This window comes from Myroides sp. C15-4, assembly GCF_050522745.1.
Lineage (GTDB): Bacteria > Bacteroidota > Bacteroidia > Flavobacteriales > Flavobacteriaceae > Flavobacterium.
The window spans coordinates 123420-146691 of the sequence record NZ_JBMVQX010000005.1; the positions used below are offsets into that span (position 1 = coordinate 123420).

22 protein-coding genes and 3 tRNA genes are annotated in these 23272 nt (G+C 37.1%); 10 read left to right on the plus strand and 15 right to left on the minus strand.

Features of this window, described 5'->3' with window-relative positions:
• Positions 1–195 precede the first annotated feature (195 nt).
• Positions 196–1713, minus strand: coding sequence for a 2,3-bisphosphoglycerate-independent phosphoglycerate mutase (gene gpmI / locus ACPDHL_RS04015; protein ID WP_430531514.1), 1518 nt, complete (start codon positions 1711–1713; stop codon positions 196–198).
• A 303-nt stretch (positions 1714–2016) separates the two neighbouring features.
• Between gpmI and ACPDHL_RS04020 the strand changes: the two genes are divergently transcribed.
• Positions 2017–2799: a murein L,D-transpeptidase catalytic domain-containing protein gene (locus tag ACPDHL_RS04020; protein WP_430531515.1), complete on the plus strand. Its 783-nt coding sequence runs from the start codon at positions 2017–2019 to the stop codon at positions 2797–2799.
• Positions 2800–2953: 154 nt separating this feature from the next.
• A complete protein-coding gene (locus ACPDHL_RS04025; RefSeq protein WP_430531516.1) occupies positions 2954–3394 on the plus strand; it encodes a MoaF-related domain-containing protein in 441 nt (146 codons plus the stop codon).
• 107 nt (positions 3395–3501) lie between these two features.
• Here the strand turns inward: ACPDHL_RS04025 and ACPDHL_RS04030 are convergent, their stop codons facing one another.
• Positions 3502–5094 (minus strand): L,D-transpeptidase family protein, encoded by a 1593-nt coding sequence (locus ACPDHL_RS04030; RefSeq protein WP_430531517.1) that lies wholly within the window; start codon positions 5092–5094, stop codon positions 3502–3504.
• Between the two features lie 225 nt (positions 5095–5319).
• Here ACPDHL_RS04030 and ACPDHL_RS04035 point away from each other — a divergent pair, with 225 nt between their 5' ends.
• Positions 5320–7197 carry a TonB-dependent receptor plug domain-containing protein gene (locus ACPDHL_RS04035; protein WP_430531550.1) on the plus strand — a complete coding sequence of 626 codons (1878 nt, stop codon included), beginning with the start codon at positions 5320–5322 and terminating at the stop codon, positions 7195–7197.
• Between the two features lie 141 nt (positions 7198–7338).
• Here ACPDHL_RS04035 and ACPDHL_RS04040 read toward each other — a convergent pair whose 3' ends face one another.
• Genes ACPDHL_RS04040 through ACPDHL_RS04070 form a run of 7 tightly spaced genes read right to left on the minus strand, consistent with a single transcriptional unit; the run spans position 7339 to position 13577 of the window.
• The gene (locus ACPDHL_RS04040) at positions 7339–8001 is read right to left on the minus strand and encodes a WG repeat-containing protein (RefSeq protein ID WP_430531518.1); all 663 of its coding nucleotides are present in this window, start codon (positions 7999–8001) and stop codon (positions 7339–7341) included.
• Between the two features lie 27 nt (positions 8002–8028).
• Positions 8029–8784 carry an SDR family NAD(P)-dependent oxidoreductase gene (locus ACPDHL_RS04045; RefSeq protein ID WP_430531519.1) on the minus strand — a complete coding sequence of 252 codons (756 nt, stop codon included), beginning with the start codon at positions 8782–8784 and terminating at the stop codon, positions 8029–8031.
• An 11-nt stretch (positions 8785–8795) separates the two neighbouring features.
• Positions 8796–11084 carry a hypothetical protein gene (locus ACPDHL_RS04050; protein WP_430531520.1) on the minus strand — a complete coding sequence of 763 codons (2289 nt, stop codon included), beginning with the start codon at positions 11082–11084 and terminating at the stop codon, positions 8796–8798.
• A gap of 50 nt (positions 11085–11134) precedes the next feature.
• A complete protein-coding gene (locus ACPDHL_RS04055; RefSeq protein ID WP_430531521.1) occupies positions 11135–11707 on the minus strand; it encodes a pentapeptide repeat-containing protein in 573 nt (190 codons plus the stop codon).
• Between the two features lie 50 nt (positions 11708–11757).
• Entirely contained in the window at positions 11758–12900 is a 1143-nt protein-coding gene (locus ACPDHL_RS04060; RefSeq protein ID WP_430531522.1) for a glutathionylspermidine synthase family protein, read from the minus strand.
• Between the two features lie 9 nt (positions 12901–12909).
• The gene (locus ACPDHL_RS04065; RefSeq protein ID WP_430531523.1) at positions 12910–13278 is read right to left on the minus strand and encodes a hypothetical protein; all 369 of its coding nucleotides are present in this window, start codon (positions 13276–13278) and stop codon (positions 12910–12912) included.
• A 2-nt stretch (positions 13279–13280) separates the two neighbouring features.
• Positions 13281–13577, minus strand: a complete 297-nt coding sequence (locus ACPDHL_RS04070) for a hypothetical protein (protein WP_430531524.1) — start codon at positions 13575–13577, stop codon at positions 13281–13283.
• Between the two features lie 153 nt (positions 13578–13730).
• Between ACPDHL_RS04070 and ACPDHL_RS04075 the strand changes: the two genes are divergently transcribed.
• Positions 13731–14606: an AraC family transcriptional regulator gene (locus ACPDHL_RS04075; RefSeq protein WP_430531525.1), complete on the plus strand. Its 876-nt coding sequence runs from the start codon at positions 13731–13733 to the stop codon at positions 14604–14606.
• A 57-nt stretch (positions 14607–14663) separates the two neighbouring features.
• Here the strand turns inward: ACPDHL_RS04075 and ACPDHL_RS04080 are convergent.
• From ACPDHL_RS04080 to ACPDHL_RS04090, 3 genes are all read right to left on the minus strand, one after another.
• Positions 14664–14734: transfer RNA gene (locus ACPDHL_RS04080), tRNA-Trp, on the minus strand.
• A 44-nt stretch (positions 14735–14778) separates the two neighbouring features.
• Positions 14779–15147 (minus strand): DUF983 domain-containing protein, encoded by a 369-nt coding sequence (locus ACPDHL_RS04085; protein WP_430531526.1) that lies wholly within the window; start codon positions 15145–15147, stop codon positions 14779–14781.
• Between the two features lie 248 nt (positions 15148–15395).
• Positions 15396–16145 carry a hypothetical protein gene (locus ACPDHL_RS04090; RefSeq protein ID WP_430531527.1) on the minus strand — a complete coding sequence of 250 codons (750 nt, stop codon included), beginning with the start codon at positions 16143–16145 and terminating at the stop codon, positions 15396–15398.
• Positions 16146–16616: 471 nt separating this feature from the next.
• Between ACPDHL_RS04090 and ACPDHL_RS04095 the strand changes: the two genes are divergently transcribed.
• The 6 genes from ACPDHL_RS04095 (at position 16617) to ACPDHL_RS04120 (ending at position 21850) form a co-directional block, all read left to right on the plus strand.
• Positions 16617–17081 (plus strand): hypothetical protein, encoded by a 465-nt coding sequence (locus tag ACPDHL_RS04095; RefSeq protein WP_430531528.1) that lies wholly within the window; start codon positions 16617–16619, stop codon positions 17079–17081.
• 150 nt (positions 17082–17231) lie between these two features.
• Positions 17232–18005 (plus strand): hypothetical protein, encoded by a 774-nt coding sequence (locus ACPDHL_RS04100; RefSeq protein ID WP_430531529.1) that lies wholly within the window; start codon positions 17232–17234, stop codon positions 18003–18005.
• A 394-nt stretch (positions 18006–18399) separates the two neighbouring features.
• A complete protein-coding gene (locus ACPDHL_RS04105; RefSeq protein ID WP_430531530.1) occupies positions 18400–18957 on the plus strand; it encodes a zinc ribbon domain-containing protein in 558 nt (185 codons plus the stop codon).
• Positions 18958–19200: 243 nt separating this feature from the next.
• Positions 19201–20751, plus strand: a complete 1551-nt coding sequence (locus ACPDHL_RS04110; protein WP_430531531.1) for a WG repeat-containing protein — start codon at positions 19201–19203, stop codon at positions 20749–20751.
• A gap of 84 nt (positions 20752–20835) precedes the next feature.
• On the plus strand, positions 20836–21666 hold the full coding sequence (locus ACPDHL_RS04115) for a hypothetical protein (protein WP_430531532.1): 831 nt from the start codon (positions 20836–20838) through the stop codon (positions 21664–21666).
• 34 nt (positions 21667–21700) lie between these two features.
• Positions 21701–21850, plus strand: a complete 150-nt coding sequence (locus tag ACPDHL_RS04120) for a hypothetical protein (RefSeq protein WP_430531533.1) — start codon at positions 21701–21703, stop codon at positions 21848–21850.
• 74 nt (positions 21851–21924) lie between these two features.
• Here the strand turns inward: ACPDHL_RS04120 and ACPDHL_RS04125 are convergent, their stop codons facing one another.
• The 3 genes from ACPDHL_RS04125 to ACPDHL_RS04135 form a co-directional block, all read right to left on the minus strand.
• Complete coding sequence (locus ACPDHL_RS04125; protein WP_430531534.1) at positions 21925–22848, minus strand: Abi family protein; 924 nt, start codon at positions 22846–22848, stop codon at positions 21925–21927.
• Between the two features lie 192 nt (positions 22849–23040).
• Positions 23041–23114, minus strand: a tRNA-Ile gene (locus ACPDHL_RS04130).
• 27 nt (positions 23115–23141) lie between these two features.
• A tRNA-Ile gene (locus tag ACPDHL_RS04135) sits at positions 23142–23215 on the minus strand.
• Positions 23216–23272: the final 57 nt, after the last annotated feature.

Below are 23272 nucleotides of genomic sequence, written 5' to 3' on the forward strand. Positions count from 1 at the left end.
AAGTATACGAATATAGAAAAAAAAGGCTGTCTTTTTCGGACAACCTTTATTTTATCGTTTTAGTGTCAGTACAATGGGAGCATACTGTGTCCATTGTGTGTCTATAGGAAGGACTTGATTTACTGGTGTCACTATGGAGTCATAATGGACTCATTCCAAAGAAAACCTGTCTCACTTTCGCACGGGTTTCGTTGTTTATACCAACGAATGTCTTGTCATCTCTTCAGGTTGTGGCAAGCCCATCAATTTTAGAATTGTTGGAGCAAGATCACCTAAAATTCCGTGGTTGATGGTTTTAATGTCTTTGTCAACTAAAATAATCGGCACTGGATTTGTGGTATGTGCCGTATTCGGCGTACCGTCCTCATTGATCATGGTTTCACAGTTTCCGTGGTCTGCTAGTACAATGGTAGTATAGTCATTAGCCAAAGCAGCTTCAATCACTTCTTTGACGCATTGATCAACCGCTTCACAAGCTTTGATTGCCGCTTCCATTACGCCTGTATGCCCAACCATATCGCCATTGGCAAAGTTTAAACACACGAAATCAACTTCTCCTTTTTGCAATTCAGGAATTAAAGCATCTTTTAAATCAAAAGCACTCATTTCTGGTTGTAAATCGTAGGTTGCTACTTTGGGAGAAGGACATAAAATGCGTTGTTCTCCTTCAAAAGGCAATTCTCTCCCTCCTGAAAAGAAGAAGGTTACGTGTGGGTATTTTTCAGTTTCTGCAATTCGAATTTGCTTCTTGCCATTTTTTGAAATGATTTCCCCTAGGGTTTGGTGTAAATTTTCCTTGTCGTATACCACGTGTACATTTCTAAATGTATCGTCGTAGTTCGTCAGGGTAACAAAATACAACGGCAAGGCTTTCATATGGTGTTCAGGGTAATTGTCTTGTGATAGTACTTGTGTTAACTCTCGACCGCGATCGGTGCGGAAGTTGAAGAAAATAACCACGTCATCTGCTTCGATGTTTCCAACGGGATGATTGTTATGGTCAACCATTACTATTGGTTCGATAAACTCATCCGTAATATCATTGGCATAGCTTGCTTCTATACTCTTCACAGCATCTGTGGCGTGAATTCCCTTTCCTTCCACTAAGAGATGGTAGGCTTTGGCAATGCGTTCCCAGCGTTTATCGCGATCCATTGCATAGTATCGACCAATAATAGACGCTAGTTTAGCAGGAGAATACGCCAAGTGCTCTGTCAATTTAGCCACGTGTTTGACTCCCGATTTCGGGTCAACATCGCGTCCATCGGTAAAGGCGTGAATAAATAGATCTTGTAAGCCGTAATCTACTGCAGCTTCTACTAATCCATATAGGTGTTTTTCGTGTGAGTGTACACCACCATCAGACAATAAGCCTAAGAAGTGAACTTTTTTATTATTTGCTTTGGCATAGGCAAAAGCAGCTTGTAATTCAGGTTCTTGAGCAATCGTTTTATGTTCAACTGCCATATTGATTTTGACTAAATCTTGGTAGACAATTCGACCTGCACCCAAGTTCATGTGGCCTACTTCCGAATTCCCCATCTGTCCTTCTGGTAGTCCTACATTTAATCCATCCGTTAATACATAGGTATTGGGATATTGGGTGTATAAGCTGTCAATGAAAGGCGTATGCGCTTGTTCAATGGCCGAAACTTTTGGGTCTTGTGTTTTCCCCCAGCCATCGAGTATCATTAAAATTACTTTTTTATTCATAGTTGTATTTTTTAGTGGTTTGATTCTATTCTAAAGACAAATTTACAGATTGTATTTTGAACACCTAGGGTTCAAGTGTAGATTCCTGCATTTTATTTTATTGAAAAAGTATGGGGACTGTACTCCTTTTGCCGTGTGACCTATTGTGATTATTTGAAAAGTTTATTTTCTTAAATTGAAGGATTTCATTAAAAAAAACACAATTATTTACTTAGTTGTGTGATAATCATTTGTTTGGTAAGAATATTTTTTTATTTTTACGACTTCGTAATTATAAATAACCCCTTTTAGAAAAACTGAATCATGAATTATAAGCAGTGGATAGTAGCTTCAGCAGCTTTGGTATTAGTTGGTGCAGGTATTGCAAAAAATTCAATACAATTTGAGATTTCATCCCTTCAGTTGGATATTGATATAGCAGATAAAACAGAAGACGTTCAAGAAGTCGAACATATAGAGAAAGTAGAATTAACGGCTGAGGAGCAATTTGCTTTGAAAGCAAATACACTTTACCAGACCTTGGATTTGAATGAGTTTGATTCTCCTTCAGAGAAAGTATTTACCATGGCTTTGAAAGGCTACTATAAGATGGAAGAAGAAGGTTTGTTAAAAAACAACAAATTGACCATTGTAGATTTTAGCGTTTCATCTACACAAAAACGACTATGGGTGATTGATATGGAGGAAAATGCTATTGTTTTGGAATCCGTAGTTGCCCACGGAAAACGAACAGGAGATGAATTTGCCACGGCTTTTTCAAATCGCATCAATTCCCATATGAGTAGTTTGGGGTTTTATAAAACAGGTGAAACCTACCAAGGAAGTAATGGATTTTCACTGCGTTTGGATGGTTTGGAAAAAGGAATCAATGACAACGCCAGAACGCGTGCTATTGTAGTACATGGCGCTGACTATGCTTCACCTTCTTTGGCTGTAAAACAAGGTAGATTAGGGAGAAGCTACGGATGTCCTGCTGTTCCCAATGAAGTAAATAGAGAATTAATCGAATTAATCAAGGATGAGTCGTGTTTGTTTATCTATTCTTCTCAACAAGATTACTTAAAGAAATCAAGATATTTGATCTAAACTCCTAGGAGTAATAGAAAAAAAATGCCTGTCAAAAGTTATACTTGACAGGCATTTTTTTTGATAAAGGATAAAAAAAGAAATGAAAAAAGTGATTATGTTGTACTTTTGAATAGAAACAGTCTAAATAATTTATTTTTTAATTCGAAAGAGTATGATGAAAAAAGGGGTAGTACTCGCCATGGTAGCCATGGGGATACTTTCTTGTTCACAGAAACAAGAGTCAACAAGTATTCCAACAACAGAAGTAGAAGAATCATCCTTTGCGCCTGTAACCTTAATTGGCAAGAAAGGAATTTTAACCTATCCTGATTTTACGGCCTATATGACCTATGAGTCTGAAAACCGTTTGCATTGGAAAACGGTAACCAAAGAGGGGGAAGTTGCAGAAGGAGAGGAAACAGTCAGCTATAAACGCATCAACGACCATGTCTTTTTTCTGAGTTGGATTGAAGCAGATGGATTTACCGTGAGTCAAGTCATCGACGTTCACCAGGGGAAAGTAGAAGCCTTTTTGAGTTTTGAAGAGGAAGAAAGTGAAAGAGGGAAGCGCGGTTCCGTAGCTACTTCTGCAACGTTTACTTTTGCGGAATAGTTCACCTCAATAAAGTGTAATATTGTGTCCATTTCCTTACAGGTAGAAAAACATAAAAAGCCAGTAATTAGTTGTAATTACTGGCTTTTTTATAGCCTATGGAGACCTTATTTGCTTAGGCGCTTATAGAGATCTTCATCGTATTTATAAATGTCTTTGAAGTATGTAAAGGCTCCGTGAGCATCAATTTGTACGGTCCAATACAACAAGTGTACATCAATGGGATTATTGCTTACAGAAACACTTTTGGTTTCTTTTGATTCAATGATTTTTTCTACGTCTTCTTTGCTGAGGTTCTTTTCTGCTTGAGCAAAAATATAAGCGGTTAAATCAAAAGGATCTTGAACGCGAACACAACCTGAGCTTAAGTTTCGATCATTACGAGCAAATCCCCATTGACTTGGTGTATCGTGTAAGTAAACGGCGTGGTTATTGGTAAACATAAATTTCACACGACCTAAAGTATTACCAGGTCCTCCTTTTTGGACATAGCGATAGGAAGTTCCTTTGCTCGCATCCCAATTCTCAGGGCTTACCACCTTTCCTTGACTGTCATAAATCGTAAAATTAAGCCTCGAAAAATAAGAGAGATCATTACTGGCTTTGGGCACAAGGTCATTTTTCTTAATTGTTGGAGGCACCGTCCAAGTCGGGTTGAGTACAACGTTGGTTAAGGTTGAACTTAAGATTGGCGTTTTTCGAGCCGTCGTTCCGACCACCACCTTGTGTTGCTGAATCGTATCTTGTTTGGATACAGAAACTAAACTAAAAGCAGGGATATTCACTAAAATATAATTGTCTGAAAACTCGCGTGGAAACCATCTCCAACGTTCTAAATTGACAATAAGCTTTTCTTTTAGTGTATTTTCATCTTGCAAGATGGCTGCAATGGTTTTGGTATCCGAATACCCTGTGGCATTTAATTTTTTCTTTTGTTGAAATGCCTTGATCGATTGGGCTATGGTTTTGGTATAAATCGCATTGGATTCGATACTATCTGCCAATTGATTTAAAAAGATCAAGTGTTTTTTAAGGGCAATGAGCTCGGGAATGGTATCGTTTATTTTCGCTTGCTTAAAGGGTTTTAGACTGTCCTTTTCTAAGGCATAATAGGACGATAGCTTGTTTCTTAACTGGGTGTAAACGGGCTGTTTGGTTCGAATACTGTCATACGTTAGCGTAATGTTTTTGTGTTCTAATGCTAGGAGTAAGGTTGCACTTGTATTGAGCGGTTTTGGCGTGATTTCCCAATCGCCATAGATTCGCTTCGCCTTTACACTTCCATTGTATAGATTGTTTAAGGTATTGACATACATCGTAGAAAATAGAAAATCCGCTTGAATTTTTTCACCTTCTTCAAGCTTATCATAGGTGGCATCTAAATCGACAAGTTGATGTAAATCTTTGGTTGCAACGTTAATTCCATCTAATTTAAGTTCCTGTAGACTTTCCAAGAGCTGTTGTCTATTTAGTTCATTAAACCAGCCCAAATGGTAGTTGTTAGTCTTGTAAAACAATCGCACATCTTCTTTGAGCTCACTTGTTTGCAAGGAATCAAATTGAATATCAGGAACTTCGAGCAGGGCTTCCACTTCAGGGTTTTCGCCGTAAATGACTCGCATGGCCTGTTTGCTTTTCTCGTTGCATGAGGAGAGCGCACAGGTTAACAATACTGCTGGGAGTAGCATCTTTTTTATCATATAGCAATTTTATATGTCAAAAATAATGAAAATAATTAATATGGAAAGCGGATAGTGTATTTGATTTTTTTGTATAACTCATAAAATGAGGAGAATAAGTTAAAATTTTTGGAATAAAAAAACCGGAGGAGTTACTATATTTAAACTGGACTAGAACAGGGAGATAGCGCTCTTATACTTTTGCATCATACAAATGAAAAACGAATGAAGTATCCCGATTATTTTATGAAGCGAAAATTTTATGCAACCTTCTTGTTTTGTAGCTTTTTATCTGTGACAGGACAAGCGCAAGAAAAAAGTAGTACCACTGTTGACGATGAAATGGATGAAATTGTAATCTACAATCAACGTTTACAACTTCCTAGTACGTTAAAAAATCGAAATATCACGATTGTTGGACAAGACCAAATTAAACAATTACCTGTGAGTTCTGTTCACGAATTGTTGAGTTTTGTGGCAGGTGTTGATTTGAGACAACGCGGACCTAATGGAACACAAGCGGATTTGAGTATTGACGGAGGAAGTTTTGAACAAAATATACTGTTGTTAAATGGGCAGAAAATTTCGGATCCCCAAACGGGACACAATTCTTTGAATATTCCCATTCCGTTAGAAGCGGTAGAACGCATAGAAATTGTTCGTGGGCCTTCTGCTCGACTGTATGGAATTAACAGTTTGACAGGAGTTGTTAATATTGTGACGAAAAACCCAAAAAAGGATGGTGTATTTGCTGCTGTGTATGGTGGTACGAGTTTTAAAAAGGACAAAGAGGATGACCATGGGGAAACCTATAATAACCGCGGTATTCAATTGGGAGGTACCCTGGTTCGTGCTAAGGATAATCACCTGTTGTTTGGAAGTCATGATTCGGGAAATGGATATCGCTATAATACAGCCTATCACAACAACAAGGTGTTTTATCAGGGGAATATCGTACCCAATGAAAACAATACAGTGATGATTTTGGCAGGTCATGCGACTAGTTCTTTTGGGGCTAATGGCTTTTATGCCGCACCAGGGGATAAGGAATCACAAGAAATTGTAAGTACAACACTGTTTAATCTTAGTTCACGCCATTATCTATCTGATCGATTTACTTTAATGCCAAGTTTGGCCTACCGTTATAATTTTGATGATTATCGCTATTTGCGCAATAAATTGGATGTAGCTAGAAGTAGACATTACACGCATGGAATTACTTCCAATCTCAACGGAGAGTATCGTGCAGATTACGGAAAATATACCTTTGGTGGGGAAATGCGCTATGAAGAAATAAATTCCACCAATATTGGTGATCACAGCAAGAGCAATTATGGTTTTTTTGCTGCTTTTCAACGCGAATGGTTTGAGAAATTAGATGTGAATCTAGGAGCCTATGTCAACTATAATACGCAATATGGGTGGGAAGTGTTTCCAGGTATTGATGCGAGCTATAATTTCAATTCGCACTGGCAAGCTACGTTCAATGCAGGAACGGCAAGTAGAATACCGTCTTTTACAGATCTTTATTTGGATCAACGCCCAGGTAATATCGGAAATCCGGACCTAACGCCTGAAAAGGCTTATCAAGTAGAGGTAGGAGGAAAATATAGAAAGAACAGATTCCAAGCGGAAGCTTTTGTTTTTTATCGCGATATTGATGATTTTGTCGATTGGATTCGAGAGGATACTAATCAGCCTTATCAACCCTATAATGCGTCAAAAAATAAAACAAAAGGAATGAATACCGCCATTCGCTATCGCCTTGGAACGGATACTTCGCTTTGGAATTTAGGACTGTCGTATACCTATTTATCACCGACGATTGAAAATAAAGCGGGAGGAATGCTATCTAAATATTCCTTGGAAAGTCTAAAGCATCAAGTGGTGGGGACGGTAAACTATACCAAGGATGCATTTAGTGTAACCGTAGCCAATCGCTTCAATGAACGATTGACGTATAAAAGTTATTGGATTACAGATATTCGTCTAAATTATGCCTTGGAAAAGGTGAAATTTTATATAGATGCTCAGAATATATTTGACACAACCTATATCGAAGCAGGAGCAGTACCTATGCCCGGTAGATGGTTTACACTGGGAATAAAGTTTGATGGACTATAAACAGACGAATGTTTTGGTTAGTTGTTAATGGAAATGGGAGGAGAGAAATGAGAAAGGAGTATTGTATACTCTGCTCTAATTTCCCTTCTCCCATTTCCTATTTTATTCATTAGGGTGCGCGCGCTCACCATTCACCACTCACTAATCACTAATTTTCATTCCTTTTTTATTAATGGTAAAAGCGCGAAATTTTACTTCAACTTGGGCTTGACCATTTTCAAAGTTACTGGCATATTCATATTGGAAGGGAATAATTACCTTTCCTTGTTTATTGATGTAACCAAATAAATTATCTTTAGAAGCCAAGGCTAATCCTTCCGAAAAATTACCTACAAATTCATAGGTAGCAGGAATGACTTTATCCCCTGAGGTAGAAAAGAACCCCCATAAACCGCCTTCATAAAAGGCTATGCGTTCTTCGCTACTGGTTTGTAGCTCTTCGTATATGTAAGGGATGACGATTTCTCCTTTATCGTTAATTGCTCCTTGAAAATCTTCGAAAGTCACGATCGAAATATTGTCAACAAATGATTCGATTTGGTGAAATAGTGGCTCAATATACAGACTACCTGTATTTGTTTTGATCCCAAAAAGGGCAAGTTCAGGATCTTGAAACCAGCGTAAATTAGTGACAAATTTAAAGTCTGGATCGTTTTTTAAGTCGATAAAGACTGTATCTGACACGGTTCCCATTAGGGGGATTAGATTGTCTTTCCAAGTTATCTTTGTTTCACGAGCTTGAAGAGATAAACTAAAGGCGCAATGAAGTCCAATAAAGAGACTAATTGCATAGAAGTGTTTCATAAAATGCTTTATTTAACGCGGTTTACACTATTCTGACTTTCTGTTGAAAGTTGTTCCGCTAGCTTGGGCTTTTGGGAAGATGGTCATATCAGCAAGTTGTACGTGTTCGGGTTGATTCACTGCATAGGCGATTGCCTGTGCAATGTCTTCTGGGTGTAAGGGTTGATATCCTTTATATACCTGATCTGCTTTTGATTGGTCTCCTTTGAAGCGAATGACAGAGAATTCTGTTTCTACTGCGCCAGGCGCTACATTGGTCACTTTGATTCCCCTTGCATTTAGATCGATACGCAAACCAGCTGAAATCGATTCAACCGCTGCTTTGGATGCACAGTATACTGCACCATTGGCATAGGTTTCTTTACCAGCAATGGAAGAAAGATTGACAATATGCCCCCCTTCATTGTGTGCTAATAGTAAGGGTAAAACGGCTTTAGTAACATAGATTAATCCTTTTACATTGATGTCGATCATCGCTTCTAAATCTTCTAATGCTGCGTCTTGAAAAGAAGATAAGCCATGTGCATTTCCTGCATTATTAATTAGAATATCGATTTTTTTCCACGTATCAGGCAAGCGATCTACCGCTTGAAATACTTCTGTTTTATTGCGAACATCAAAGGTTAGGATGTGGGTTTCTGTTGTTGCTTGAAGCTCTTGTGCTAAGGCTTCTAAGCGTTCTTTTCTTCTTCCACACAGGATTAAACGGTGATTGGGTGCTAATGCTTTGGCTGTCGCTTGTCCAATTCCTGAAGAAGCTCCTGTGATAAAAACTGTTTTCATAGGTGCGTGTGTTATAAAATGGTTTGTTTTAGACCTTGTAAAATACATAGCCAAAGGTAATTGAAAAAAGACTTCTCTTCTATTCGATTTACCTTTTTTATCTCAACTTGTTTGAGTTCGCCTGCAGAATTTTTGTGAATAAACCAATTGCCGACTTTGGAGAGTATTTTTCTCTTCTTCTCGCCATTTTTACGATATAAATTTACTTTTAAATCATGGTAATTCATGGCAAAAGTTCCTGTAGCAACTTTGTTATTTCCAGAAAAATTAAACTTGACTAAATCTAAGTTTCCTTCCGTAGAGGCTTTGACATAGGGTTGCAAAAACGGTTGCATAGCTGTAGCAGGGAAGTTTTGTATGGTTCCGCTAATGTGAAAAGCATCGTTTCGGTTTAAAATATTGAATGACCAATCGACATGCAGTGGTGCCGCATTCATAAAACGCGCATCCACAGCAATTGTCGTGGTTGGCAATTGGGTTTGTTGATAACCGCTATATACGTTTTGGATGGTGGCATTAAAACTACCAAAGGTCAATTTACCTGGAGCAACTGCCTTGGCATCGTATTCTTCATATTCCAAGGTAGAATTCGCGATTTGCACTTTTTGAACAGCTAAGGTAAAGGGAATTTCGCGTAGTTTTTTGCTAAACAACGGTTTGATACTCATGTTAAAGGTTGGGGTCTTATCGCGGAAAATATTGGCTTGAATCTGATCTAAGCGAATTTGATCGGCTTTAAAAAAGAGTACCGCTTGCTTGTCAAAACCCCAGTTGTAATTATCCAAGACAATGGATTTGGTTTTGATGGTGAAAATATCATCAGCATACTTAAACATACTCACCATTTTCTTGCGACCATATTTGGGGAGTAGTTCAAAATCACTACAGGTTAATGCCGTATTTTTTCCTTGAATCTTGCCTATTTTGACGTCGTAGAATCGACCCGTATTCCATTGAATATCCTCAGATGAAAACGATAAACCACGATACGTAAAGGGAACTGTTTCTGCTAGGGTTTGCGCATCGATGCGAATGTTTTCAATAGCGGCTTCAATGGCTTTTGTTTGCAAGACGAGTTCCTTGTTCTGCCCTTTTGTTGAGGTAAAGCTACCTTGGTGTATGGCTAAGGTGTCAATCTGAACCAAATCATCAACGTGTATGCTTGGTTGTGGGCTTTTTGTTTTTTTATTTTTTTGTTGCTGTTGTTGTTTAATTTTTGGACTATTGATGTGAATGGAAGCAACGTGTAGCTGCTCTTGTGCTTTGTTTTCGATCTGCTGTAGTACCAGTTCGCCTTGTTCAACAATCCATTGTTCAAGGGAATTTAGCTGAATGTCTCCTACAGAAATCTTGGTAATGCTGAGATCAAAAGGCAAGAGCTTGGGTGATTTTATTGCTTTCTCTTTGGGTTTTATCAATGAGTTTGTATTCTCTTTTACGGTTAAGGTTACCCCAGGGGTTTGTATGGAATCAATGTGTAAATAGAACTCCATTTTATTTTTATACCCCCAGTCTGTTCCTTTAAATACCAGTGCAGGTGCTTCAATGGACAGTAGACGAGGAGGTAAGTCACTTTTTTCCTTTAGATCCAGTAGCGGTTGTAGCGATAAGTTTGATGTACTAATTTGATCTTGACTAATTTTAATCGCGCCTATTTTCAAGCGGTGATTGTTGTGGATTATGCTGTACATCGAATCAGAGGATATCGCATAATCTTTATAGGTAAAGGGAATTGGCTTGTCTTGGGTTTCTACCCCCATATGAATGCCGTTGAGTTCAGCATTGAAATTGTAAATTTCTTGTATGCGCAAGTCTTGAACCGCATCGTGAATAGCTACATGCGCCTGTTTGACAAGGATTTCTTGAATATCAATGGATTTGATAAATTGTGATTGATCCTCTTTCAAGGTATCTTGAACGACTTTGTTTTGAAAGACCTCGATGTCGGGCTGGATAATCGCAATGGATTGAGCGCTTAAATTGTGTCGCTTGATTAAATTCCAAATCGCCACCTGTTGAATCTTGATTTGTTTGATGTGTCCCTTGATATAAGAAATTGAATCTGTTGATGAGGCTACCTTTGGATAGATTTCAACTCCCTTTACAGTCAGTTTACGCTCCGCTAAAGAATAGTGAACCGATTGGTATGCCAAGTCATAGGGAGAATCATTTTTTTCTTTGATTATTTCAGGTAAGTATTGATCCAATAGATAGTTGATAATCCATTGACTCGAACTGTATAGTACTATTCCTAAGGTAAGTACAAGCAATATGATCTTGTGTTTTCTTTTCAAACGCATACGTTAATTTCCTTAAGATTTAGACTTAAAGATACATTTTTATTTTTTATTTATTTTAAAATGAGCTGGTGTTTTCGCAACAGCCCTTCCAAACTATGTTTGGAGAAAATCGCGTTTTTAAGTTTAGTTGAATCAGGGTCAATATCAAAATCATAGCTGGTATAGAAATCTGTTTTCTCTGCTTTGGCTTTAGTGAAATTAGCGCGATACAAATTGCAGTTGTCAAACATGGCCTGCGTTAAATCAGCCTCCATAAAATCCGCACTGATTAAGCTGCAATTGATAAAACTGGTCTTTTTTAAGTTTAAACCATAGAATAAAGTAAACTCCAAATTACAATCCGTGAATGAAAACTCAAAAATAGTTTGGTCCATCATCGTAAAGTTAACATGCGTAAAATTACAGGTTTGAAAGTGACAGTTTCTCAGTCCGACATAGTTAATAGCGGCATTTTTGAAATTGCAATCTTTAAAATCGCAGTCGATGAATAAAGTCGAAAGAAAAGAACATGCACTAAAGTCGCATTGAATAAACTTGCAATTTTCGTATTCTCGAAATGAAATTGCATGGGGTTCAAATACTTTATTTTCGAAGGTTTGGTCGTATATAAAATCGGGCGTCATAGGATATAATGGATTAAAAAAAGCCTAATAAAGGTCATTAGGCTTAGGCGTTATTCAATAATATGGGGTACAAATCTACTCTTGTCTGTCGTAATGCGTTTGTCGCTTTCTCTAAAGGTAATTCCACAAGGTTCTTGTCCGATGAGCCAGCTGCCAATGATAAAGTAGCCTTTGCCTTCATTGGGAAGATTCGCTAGGGCTTGACAAATGTAGCCTTCATCTCCATAGTCGCCTTTTGTCGCTTCGACAATTTGGTTGTTGATATACAAGGTTACATTAGCTCCTTCACGAGATAACAGCGGTTTTTTGACAAAGTTTTGCATGCCATGGGGGTCGTCAAAATACGCTTCCAATAGTAAGGGATGATTCGGATACAACTTCCAAAGAATCGGTAAAATAGCTTTGTTGGATAAAATCATCTTCCACGAAGGTTCAATCCATTGCGCTTCTGCCATATCATTGGGTATATGCAAGGCAAAAGGTTCGTAGATCAACCATTCCCAAGGGTATAGTTTAAAAATATCCGTGATTACTTCATCTTCTAGATCGGTGAACGTTTCTCCATCCCAACCAATGTCATCGATATAAATCAATTTGGTTTGAATGCCTGCTTGAATAGCGCAATCACGTAGGTATTCAATATTGGTAAGGTCTTCTAGCGTTTCACGCATACAAGAAAAGTGCAGGGTAGTACCTTTCATATGAGCTTTAGCTTCTGTCCACGTTTCAATTAAGCGATCGTGTACCGAATTGAATTGATCTTTAGACGATCCAAAATACGTATTCATCCATTGCCATTGTACCACACCTGTTTCATATAGGGAAGTAGGTGTATCGGCATTGAATTCTAATACTTTCAACTGTTGGTGAACAGTGTCATAAACAAAATCAAAGCGCCCATAAATACTAAGTTCATCGTTTTCCCAAGAGCGTTCGATATGCTCGTGAAAGAACAAGGGAATTTGAAATTGGTCGTATAATTTATTCGCTATCACATGGTCAACAGCTTCGAGACACATTTGCCATAGGTCTGCTGTAGCAGCATAGACTTCATCTGCTAAGTCTTCCGAAATACTATAGTAGTATTCTTCTATCCAATAAGGAAGGTTGTTTTCATCGGTATGATAGCCAAAACCCTGCTGTTCCAATCGGTTTTGCCAATTGGATTGCGGTGTTATATATTTTATTTGCATGTGTTACAATTAAGAAGAAGCTGTATTGCTTTTGGCTGTACTGCCAAAACCACCCCGGGCGGTTTGTTTTTTGTACGCATCAGCTTTGGTTGCATTGGTTCCTACATTGGATTGGGTTGCTATACCTGGACTTGTATAGCCCATACCGCCACCCATCATTGGACGGAAGGCCATATACCACAATAAAGCACTTCCCATACCCATTCCTCCACCACTGCGTTGCTGTTGGTATTGATCTGTTACTTCAGTATAAGGTGCGCTGCTGTCTGCTCGCATAAACACACGCTGTTGCTCTTCTTTGGTTTCTGTAGGTTTAGAACAAGAAGCTAACGTTGCGGTGATTAAAACTAAGGAAACGGCTTTACTACTTTTTTTCATAATTATTCTACAGTTACGTAAATTGGAATTTTATCTAGACTTGTTGGTTGAGTCGCTCCCCAGTCGTTGATGTTTTTAGCGGTGGTAAGCGTATCTACTTTTTGAAGAACTACTTGCCCATTAGCCCAAATGGTTTGCGCGGTTATATGATAGATACTATCTCCAGCTGGAATTGTTTTTAACGTAACTTCTCTTGCGGATTTTTTATCTAGTGATTCTAAGTTTTGTGACGGCTGTTGTTGTGAACAAGCAGTCGAGATTAAGGCAATAAGGCCCACTACTACTATTGCTTTTTTCATTGGAGCAATTCTTTTTAGATTGAGTAACAAAGTTTGAAAATAAAATTTGCTTATGCAATTCTTATTTGCCAATAATCAAAGTTCTTGTAAGATAGTTAATTAAATTGGGCTTGGTGGGATTTCTTTTTACTTTTGTTACAAAAGGGGAAGGGCATGGATGAAATAGCAATTTTACAAATTAACGATATCACACATAATAATCTGCAAACGGATTTTTATGCTAATACGCTATCGCAACATTTAATTGACAATCACAGTCATATCGAACGGCCTCATAAGCACAATTTTTATGTAGGTGTTTTGTTTACCAAAGGAGAAGGTATGCACGAAATTGATTTCAATCGCTATGAGGTAAAGCCTGGAACAGCCTTTATGTTGGCTCCAGGACAGACCCATAGCTGGGAGTTGTCGGACGATATTGAGGGGTATATCTTCTTTCACACGCAGAATTTTTTAGATTTGTATATGTTGAAGGAATCGCTGCGTGATTATCCTGTATTTCGATCCGCTTTTTATCCCAATCGCGTTTGTTTAAATGATGCAGATACGCAGATTTTGGCTTTTGTACTCCAACGCATGGTCAAAGAAGTACGCGCAGAACAATGGAAGCGCAATCAGCAATTGGTGAGCTTGACTTTGCTGTTCTATATTGAAACGAATCGCATCTTGTTACAAGGAGAAACATTTAAGACGATCAACAATAATTTATATGCAACCCATTTGCAGCTGTTTGAAGAATTAATTGAACAACATTTTGCAGAAGAAAAATCCGCTGCAGTTTATGCGGGGTGGATGAATATGACGCAAAAGCATTTGAATCGCGTTTGTAAGACGATGGTCAACCAAACAACAACGGATATTATTTTAGATCGCGTGGTCTTAGAAGCCAAGCGAATGATGATTTATACGGACTATCCACTCAACGACATCGCATCTATGCTGGGGTATGATGATTATTCGTATTTCTCCAAGTTATTTAAAAAGCGAGTAGGTGAAACACCCAAAGAGTTTTTTAAGCGATACCAGTGATGGGGTACAGTTGACGGCAAATAAAAAAGTCCTTACAAGTTGTAAGGACTTTTTTTGCACGGGTGGAGGGATTCGAACCCCCATCAACGGTTTTGGAGACCGCTATTCTACCCTTGAACTACACCCGTTTTTGTTTCAAGTGGTGCAAAGATAACTAACTTTTCGAAAGAAACTATTCTTTTTTATAAAATATGTTTAACCAAATGATGCGTGATAAGCGGTAGTTAAACGTCCAAGATAAAAGGATAACAACTACAATAGCGATAAAGGTTTGAAGCAGAGTGATCTGCGTATCAAATAGCGCATTAATGATTAATCTCAATACCATCACCGCACACATTTGGGCAACCGTAAGTCCGTAGCTTACATACATCCCTCCAAAGTAAAAACCAGTCTCTCTATGGAAATTATAGTGACAATGTGAGCATTCTTTCGTCATTTTCGGCATGCGCATGGTTATGGGGTTTCCCTTATCATAGAATAAATCTTCTTTGCCACAGTTTGGGCATTTTCCACTAAGAACTCTTGATATGTATGACATAAGATAATTTTTATGCAAAGTAAAGTAAAAATACTGAAATGCAACGGTTTTAAAATGCTGTATTTTGGTGTAATTCGGACATTTTGAATTATCTTTTTATTTTTTATATTTTTCGTTTTTCTATTTATACCCTTGATTGTCTTTCCAAAAGAAAAAGAAAACAGACATTCTCTTAGAAAAAGATGAGGTATAAAAACACAAAACAGCAGTAAGCTCGAGTTTACTGCTGTTTGATCAGACGTATTTTTTTATTCCGTTTCGGATTCTTCAGAATAATTCTCTTCAGAATAATTCTCTTCAGAGTAGTTTTCTTGTTCAACTTCTACCTCATTAGTAGAACGCTCTCTGATATTTAAGTATTTCAACGGATTCGTTTCATTCTCTCCATTGTAGTAATCATCAAATTCTTTCACCAAGTTTGCGATTTCTTCTAATGACATCACATCATTTTCCTCTTTCTCTGCATTGTAATATTGGGCTAAGTTAAGGCGATCCGTTTCGTATTTTTTGCGAAGTGTTGCTTTTTGGGCAGCGTATATTTTTCGGTCCATGCCATACTTTCTGTAGATTTCTTTTTGGTCTGCTTTATAAATGGCATCCAACTCTTTTAAATCTACCTTGTAGCCATTGTCTTGCGTATTGGATAAATCGTATTCTACTTTTTTCTGTGCCCAAATATCCATTTGATCTTGGTTCAATGTACGTTGAATGAATAAGCGGTATGAATCTTTAATTTTCTTTGCTGTTTCTTTTTTCTCAACGGGTAACATATCAGTTCTATCATTTAAGGCTTGAAGATCTCTTTTGATGTATTCGTTTTTAACGACAAAAGAAGCTTCTTGCTTATGGCTTAGACCCAATTCCGCTTTATGCTCTAGAATTGTTTCTATGTCTTTGTATACTACAACGTCATTCGCTGTCATGATCACAGGTTTTCGCTGTGCATAAGTCGCAGACATCGTTAACAATAGGATGGATAATGAGATAATCTTTTTCATCTTTTCTTTTATTTCTTTCAATTGCAAATTTAATATAAAATAATCTTTTTCCTCTCGAAGTATAGTTAAATAAAGTGTCGTTTAACGTGTTGTTTTTCGCACTATTCCATACCGCGGTTTATGGTTCTCTATCAATTTTTGGCTTTGAACTTTACCCTATTTTTTTTCGATCATTGTGGGAGATTATCATCGTCCACAAAATTAAACATATGTTTATTAAAATTAGTTAAAATTTTTTAAAAAGTGAATTCTAATAACGTTTTGGCTGTTTTTTCTCGTTTGCTCTGTTTTTTGTCTTTGATTATAGGGGTAAACACCTTAAAAATAAACGCTAATTGTACGTTTTTGGTATGTCTCGTTTTTTGAATTGCATAAATATTTTGTTGATTTCTTTGGTCTCTGACTTTTTTATTTTTTTATTTGTTATGTATTTTTGGTTTTTTTATGATAATTAATTACATATGTGATTATATGCAAGAGTTGTGCCGAATTTTAAATTTTAGTTTTTTTTATGATAAATTGCGATTTAGTAGCGGTCTGCTTTTAGCTTGTTGCTTTCCCATTTTTCTTCAGGGACAAACGACAGAACCTCGAATACACGCCTTCCATGCAGGTACAACGACCGACTCAATACAAGTGGCTCCTGTAACCCAAGGCGGTATGTTTCTTGAAATTAAAAGCTATTTTGAAGAGTATAGTACCACAAAACCAGGGAGTATTACCCAGTTTTATTGGGTGGATCAACAAAAAAATGGCGATTTAAACGTACGTTATGTCTTTGCCAATAAGATGATCGACTTTCAAATGCAAACAATTATACAGTATGCGAATAATGAGCAGCAGATTTTGGAATTGAATTTAGGACGACGTATGCCCTTGCTTCTTCAAATCATGCTAGGTGTGAAAGAGGGAAAACTTCACGTCGATTTATTGTAAGGCACTCGTTTTCTCGCATCTAGATCGAATAGGAGGGGTGTTTTAAGTTAATTTTTAGTATTCGTTGACTTTATTTTTTGTAATGGTTGGTTTTTTTTCTACTTTGCGTACTCCTACGAGGAAAATGAACAACAAAACCTTAGATAATCAATGAAAAAGCCAGCGATTCTTACCTTACTATTGTTATCGATGAGTACTGGTGCATTTGCACAAATGGCACTCGATCGAATTGATTCTAATCCACAATGGAAACAGTATGATCATTTTTTTGAGAAAGATGCAGAAAGTGTATTTCCCAGTGATCGCATTGAGTATGAATTGAAAGATGGACGCATCAAGAGCTATCGTTTGTATTATAAAGATGAATTAGGAAAGTTGTTTGATGTTTTCTACGATGACAAAGGGCAAGTGTACCAAGAAGTACTCATGTATGATGCCGATCGCGGTCAAGTTCGCGAAGTGGTGTATCAAAGTACTTTTACCTATGATGACAAAGGGATGATGGTGGATGATGGGGAGCGTACCTATACTAAATTTGTGAAAGGTAGACCCATGTTGGTTACCTCACGTGAATATTCGGAGGAGTATGAACGCGGATTTAGTACCGTTAGAGCCTATAATGAAAATGGTTCTATACGTTTAGAAAAAACGACTTTTTTTGATGGGAGTCAGAAAAAAATTCGCACGACTACCTATAAGTATGATTCGTGTAACAATGTGATAGAAGCAAATAGTAGAACTATTGTAGCGCCCTCGTTTAGCAAACAAAAGAAACGCAAAAAAGACCGTACACCTCCGCAACGTCCTGTGATTGTAAAAGAAGTATTTGCTTATGATTACAACGATGACTGTCTATGGACAAAAAAATACAAAGTGGAAAACGATACAAAAACGGTAGTACGCGAAAGAGAACTTGTAAAATAGCACAAAAACCAATCAAACTATATTATGTTCGGCTCAATGAATTCTTATTCATTGGGCTTTTTTTATATAGGTTGGTTGCCAATTTATTTACAGCGTGATTGGCCGTGATTTGACCCTAAGTCAATCGACTCAGTTGTTCTTGTTTTATTTAGATACAACTTTAGATCATATTTTGATGTAGAGACTAGGCCTCAAATAAGACACAGGTCGGCCTGTACTTTAGGTGTGAAGTAGTAGAGGCGAAAAGAGGAATAAAAGCGGGTATTTTGAAAATGGGATTTGGGAATTTGGTAACTTTGCCAACTGAAGGAAGAAAGTAGAAAACGCAAACGAATAGAAGCGCCTATACTTCTTTGCATTACAGCGATAAAACCAACTAAAGTAAGTACAAAAGATGAAGATTATTTGTCAAAATTGCGATATAGAAAATGTGACTACATCAAAGTATTGTTCGAATTGTGGATACCAACTACCCAAGATCGAGGTCGAAACAGCAACACCTGTACAAACGGAAAAAGAGAAACCCAAGAAAAAAATGCCCCTTGCGTCATTGCTGGGTATTATTTTTGGCGTTTTACTCTTTGTTGGTGTAAGCCAATATTTTTTGAGACCGACACTTGATATTGATGAAACCCTAGCTGTAGTGGCTTCAGAGATAAACAAAAACTGCCCGATGTATATCGATCAGGAATTGAGAATGGACAATACGATGGCAATGCCGAATAAAACCTTGCAATACAACTATACAATTGTCAATTATGCATTAGAAGAACTCAATATGGAGGTCGTGGAATCAATGCTTTTTACGGGTATTTTGGAAAACATCCAAACGAATCCCGACCTGAAAGAAATGAGAGAAGCTAAGGTGACATTTAATTACTATTACAAGGATAAAAATGGGGTTTACGTAACGAAATACGTCGTTACTCCCGACATGTATGCAGCCAAATAGCAGTAGGTAAAGATAGCAATTCAGTCATCTAAACATGACGGAAAACCTCCTTGATCTTGGATTGAGGAGGTTTTTTTATTCATCCTGTACATGTGAGAGGTAAGTGGTGAACGAGCCTTGTTTTTTAGAAGATTTGTTTGTTGCGTTCCAAGTTTCAGTCCTAGTGCTTTAAGAAAAAGTAAAAGGATAACACCTACTTCATTGGTTTTTATCTAAATGGATGGTTAACTTTGTTAAAAAAAAATGAAAAAGTTACTACTGATTATGGTACTACTGTGTGGTACACTGACGCATGCGCAAAAATTTTTATCTAAATACAAAAAAAAGTACGAGGTTGTTACAGTTGATGATAGCTATCTCGCTATATCTAAAGGAGATGATCACGGATTCAAAATCTTAGATGAAGAAGGAAAAATCGTATTAGAGGGCGATAGAAAAACAATTGAGGGGTTTGCCTATCATCCCGATAATCAAACGTTATTATACTTAACAGGTCCAAGAGTTCCTGGCTATTTGTGTGGCACGAGTAAAAAAATGAACGTATTGAATTATTACGATTTTAAAACCAAAGAAAACAAACAATTTCCCTATCCAGTAGATTATTTTACGAAAATCCAAGAGAAGAAGTATTTAATCTTTGCCAATGAATCCAATACGAAATTGGGATTGATTGACCTCAATTTAACGGAATTACTAAAACCAGAATACGATCAACTGTTTCCCTTTGACAACGATTTGCTCTTTGTTTCTAAAGACAAAAAAAGCTTCTTAACTGACCTAACTGGAAAGAATATTTTAGGAGAAGAGTTTGCGAGTTTATCCAGTAAAATCTATCACATCAAAGACAAAATTTGCCTCGAAGCCTCTCGTGATGGACAAAAAGTGGGACTATTCGACATCTATGCGAAAGAAGCGGTGCTTCCTTTTGAATATAAATCTATTGGAATTTACCATTCAGCGCGTAATTTAATCGAATTGCGCAAAGATCAATACAGCTATTTGGCTCATTTTGATCGCCCTACAGAACTAGTGATCGATGAATCTTTTAAAGTAAATCGATTTAATGCGATTCACACATTCAATGGTGAACCTTTATATGAAACCTCAGAATACTTTACTGATGAGAAAGGGGCAACAAGTGAATATATCAATTTTATTTACAAAGGAGCGTATTTATTTGAACAAGGCGATGCGGTAAAAATTACCCGTGCCAAACTTGAAAAAGGATTTATATACGGGATATACAAAGAAAATAAAACCCTAATGTTTTATGATCTCAATAAGGAAAAGCTCATCTTTTCTCCAGCGGATAAAATGTTGCCGAAGTATCAATTGGAAGACGTGGATTACTTTAATTCCAAAGACAAAAAGGAGTATCGCTATACCTTCATCAATCCATCCAAGGAAAAGTTAAACTTTCTCTTTGATGAGGATAATGAGTGTTTGATGTTGATCCAGGGAACTGCTACCAAACTAGTCCTTGATCCAGAGACAGGGGAAGCGTTATATGAAACCATTCGCAAAGAAGGCCAATCCCACTATGTATCTGTTTATGTTGACTGTGTAAAGACAGTTGTTTTCAATAAAGATAAGCGAACGTTTTTGTATGGAGTAGACCCAGAGAGAAAGTTATTCTATACCTCAGAAACTGTTACGAGACAAGAGAGCAATGGGGATAAGTACTATCCGCGTACGCTGAACAATATGTACAGCATCAAATCGTACTATAATGGCAAAGGAGAACTAGTGGATACGGTAGAACAATACGAAGGAGAAAATACACGTGGGCTTTAAAAGAGAAACCACTAATGGTTGTTTTGCTCTATTTTAGCAATTGCTTAGCAATTGGCAACAAGAGTGATCATAAAAAAGAATAAAATGACAGTACAAGAAAATACACCACAAGAAAATACACCGCAAGAGCCTATAGTTCAAAAGGATCTAACTCAATCAGTCCAGTTTTATTCGACCGGGGCTATTGGGATGGCTACTTTTTTAGGCGGTCCTTTAATTGGAGGGTATTTGATTCGAGAGAATTATCGAATGCTTCAAGAAGAAAAGAAAGGCAAGCAGGCTCTTTTGTGGGGAATAGCTATTACAATTTTGGTCTTTGGGGGACTACTATTACTTCCAGCTTCTGTTTTGGATCGTCTGCCCAGCTATGTTTTACCTGCTATTTTTGCTGGTGTTGCCAGTTGGATTGTAGAAGTGAAACAGGGCGCTATATTACGCCAACACAAGGAGCAGAATCGTGCGTTTTATTCCAATTGGAAAGCAGCTGGACTTGCGTTGATTGCCGCTCTTATTCAGGTTGTCCTCATCTTTGTGACCGCCTTTTTTTTACCCAATGATCCCGCGTACGAAACCTATCAAACGCAATTGGATGTATTTACGCAAAATGAACAAAAGACGTTGGTTTTTTACGATGATCTGTATACGAAGCCCAACCGCGTTTTGTTGTATGAACTAGAGGAAATTGCCCTTCCGTTGTGGAAAGAAAATCTCCAACTGATCAATCAAACTGCTCAACTAGAAAATTTACCCAAAGAGCTGAGAGAGCACAATGACAAATTAAGGACATATAGTGAATTGAGAATTGAGGCCTTCGAGCTTTTTAAGCGCGCATTAAGTGAAGATACGGATCAATATGACTCGGAAATACAGGTGATTCACGAGAAAATAGATCAATTGTTGAACGAGTTGAATTAGCACGACACACCAAATGCACACATAAAAAAGTACAATGAAAACATCATTTACGGATAAAATAGGGATAGGCGTAGGAGTGGTTGTCAATCTCGTACTCAATATCCTACGGATGGGTATACTGCTTGTGGTGGTGTTAGGAAATAATCTGATCTACCTTTTGCGCAAAGCAAGGAGAAGAAAATAATAAAACAAAAGGATATAAAATACAAAACCTCGGAGCAAGTCCGAGGTTGTAATTTCTTATTTTATAGTGCTGCTCTATAGCAGAATGTATAGAGGGGCACTTTTGTTATACAAAGGTATGACATTTTTTGTAAAATCCAACTTAATATGATCCTGAATAATTGGATTTAACATTGCATTCTGTTGCTTTTCGTTGACTTTTTGGTAGAATAATTGCTCTAATTCATCGGCTCTATTAATTGAAATCTGACTTAGTATGAAGAGAATTAAGTTTAAGGAAGCGTTTAAGTTTGTTGTATTTCTAGATTGAATTCTAAATCGTTTATTTGGGATTCTAGTTATCCCTTTGGGTTGATTGTAATCAAAAAGAACATTGCTGTGTGAACAGATATTCCTAATATTAAGAATGGCTGTTAAGTAGTTTATTAATGTGTTATAGTCTCTTAGTTTGTAAGTGAGTGCAATATTACTTTTTAATTGTTCTTTTTTTAAATTTGAATAGATTTTAAGTACTTGTCCAAAGGTTAAAAATTCCATCGTTTTCCATGCAGGAGCATATTGATCGTCTGTATACTTTAGATGATGCTTCTTGATGATATTATTCTTAAATTTTAAGACTTCATATGATTTATGGATTTGAGTAACAACATTTTTATGCACGATCCTTTTATTAAGATACCAATCTGGTGTATTAGTATAGAAGTTGGATGCGTAATAAATCAGCTGTGTTCTGAAGTGTACCTCAATTCGATAAATATATTTTAGAAGTATGTTTTTTAAATCAATATCCAAATAGTATAAATCGATCACATCATCTAAATTGGTATTAGGTGCAAAATTATGTGTTTTGTCTATTTCAAAATAGTACCAATAAAAGCCTAATCTGTAGTAACCAATATCTAACAGATGCTCTTTTGCTTTTGCTTCATCAGGAATTGTCATTCCCCTATTGCGCAATGTTTCTATTTGTTCTTCGATAGTTGTTGCTGTTTTTCCCATATAGACTAGTTCACCACTAAAGATACTAATTTAGTGTGTTTAATGGGGATTAAAGAGAAGCTAAGGTTGAGAATATTTGAATCTTTAAGTTTTAAAAAGAAAAAAACTAGATTACAACTCTAACTTTTTTAAGTTATTTTAGTTTGAAAAAATAAAAAACCCTCAAACACAAAGTGTTGAGGGGTTTTTCTGTGGTCCCACCTGGGCTCGAACCAGGGACTTGCTGATTATGAGTCAGCTACTCTAACCAGCTGAGTTATAGGACCGGTCGATTTGACTGTAAATTTTGATTGTGGTCCCACCTGGGCTCGAACCAGGGACTTGCTGATTATGAGTCAGCTACTCTAACCAGCTGAGTTATAGGACCAGTCAAATTGACAATTAGAGGTTGCAATATTACTGCGTATTATTGGTTTTTGCAAGA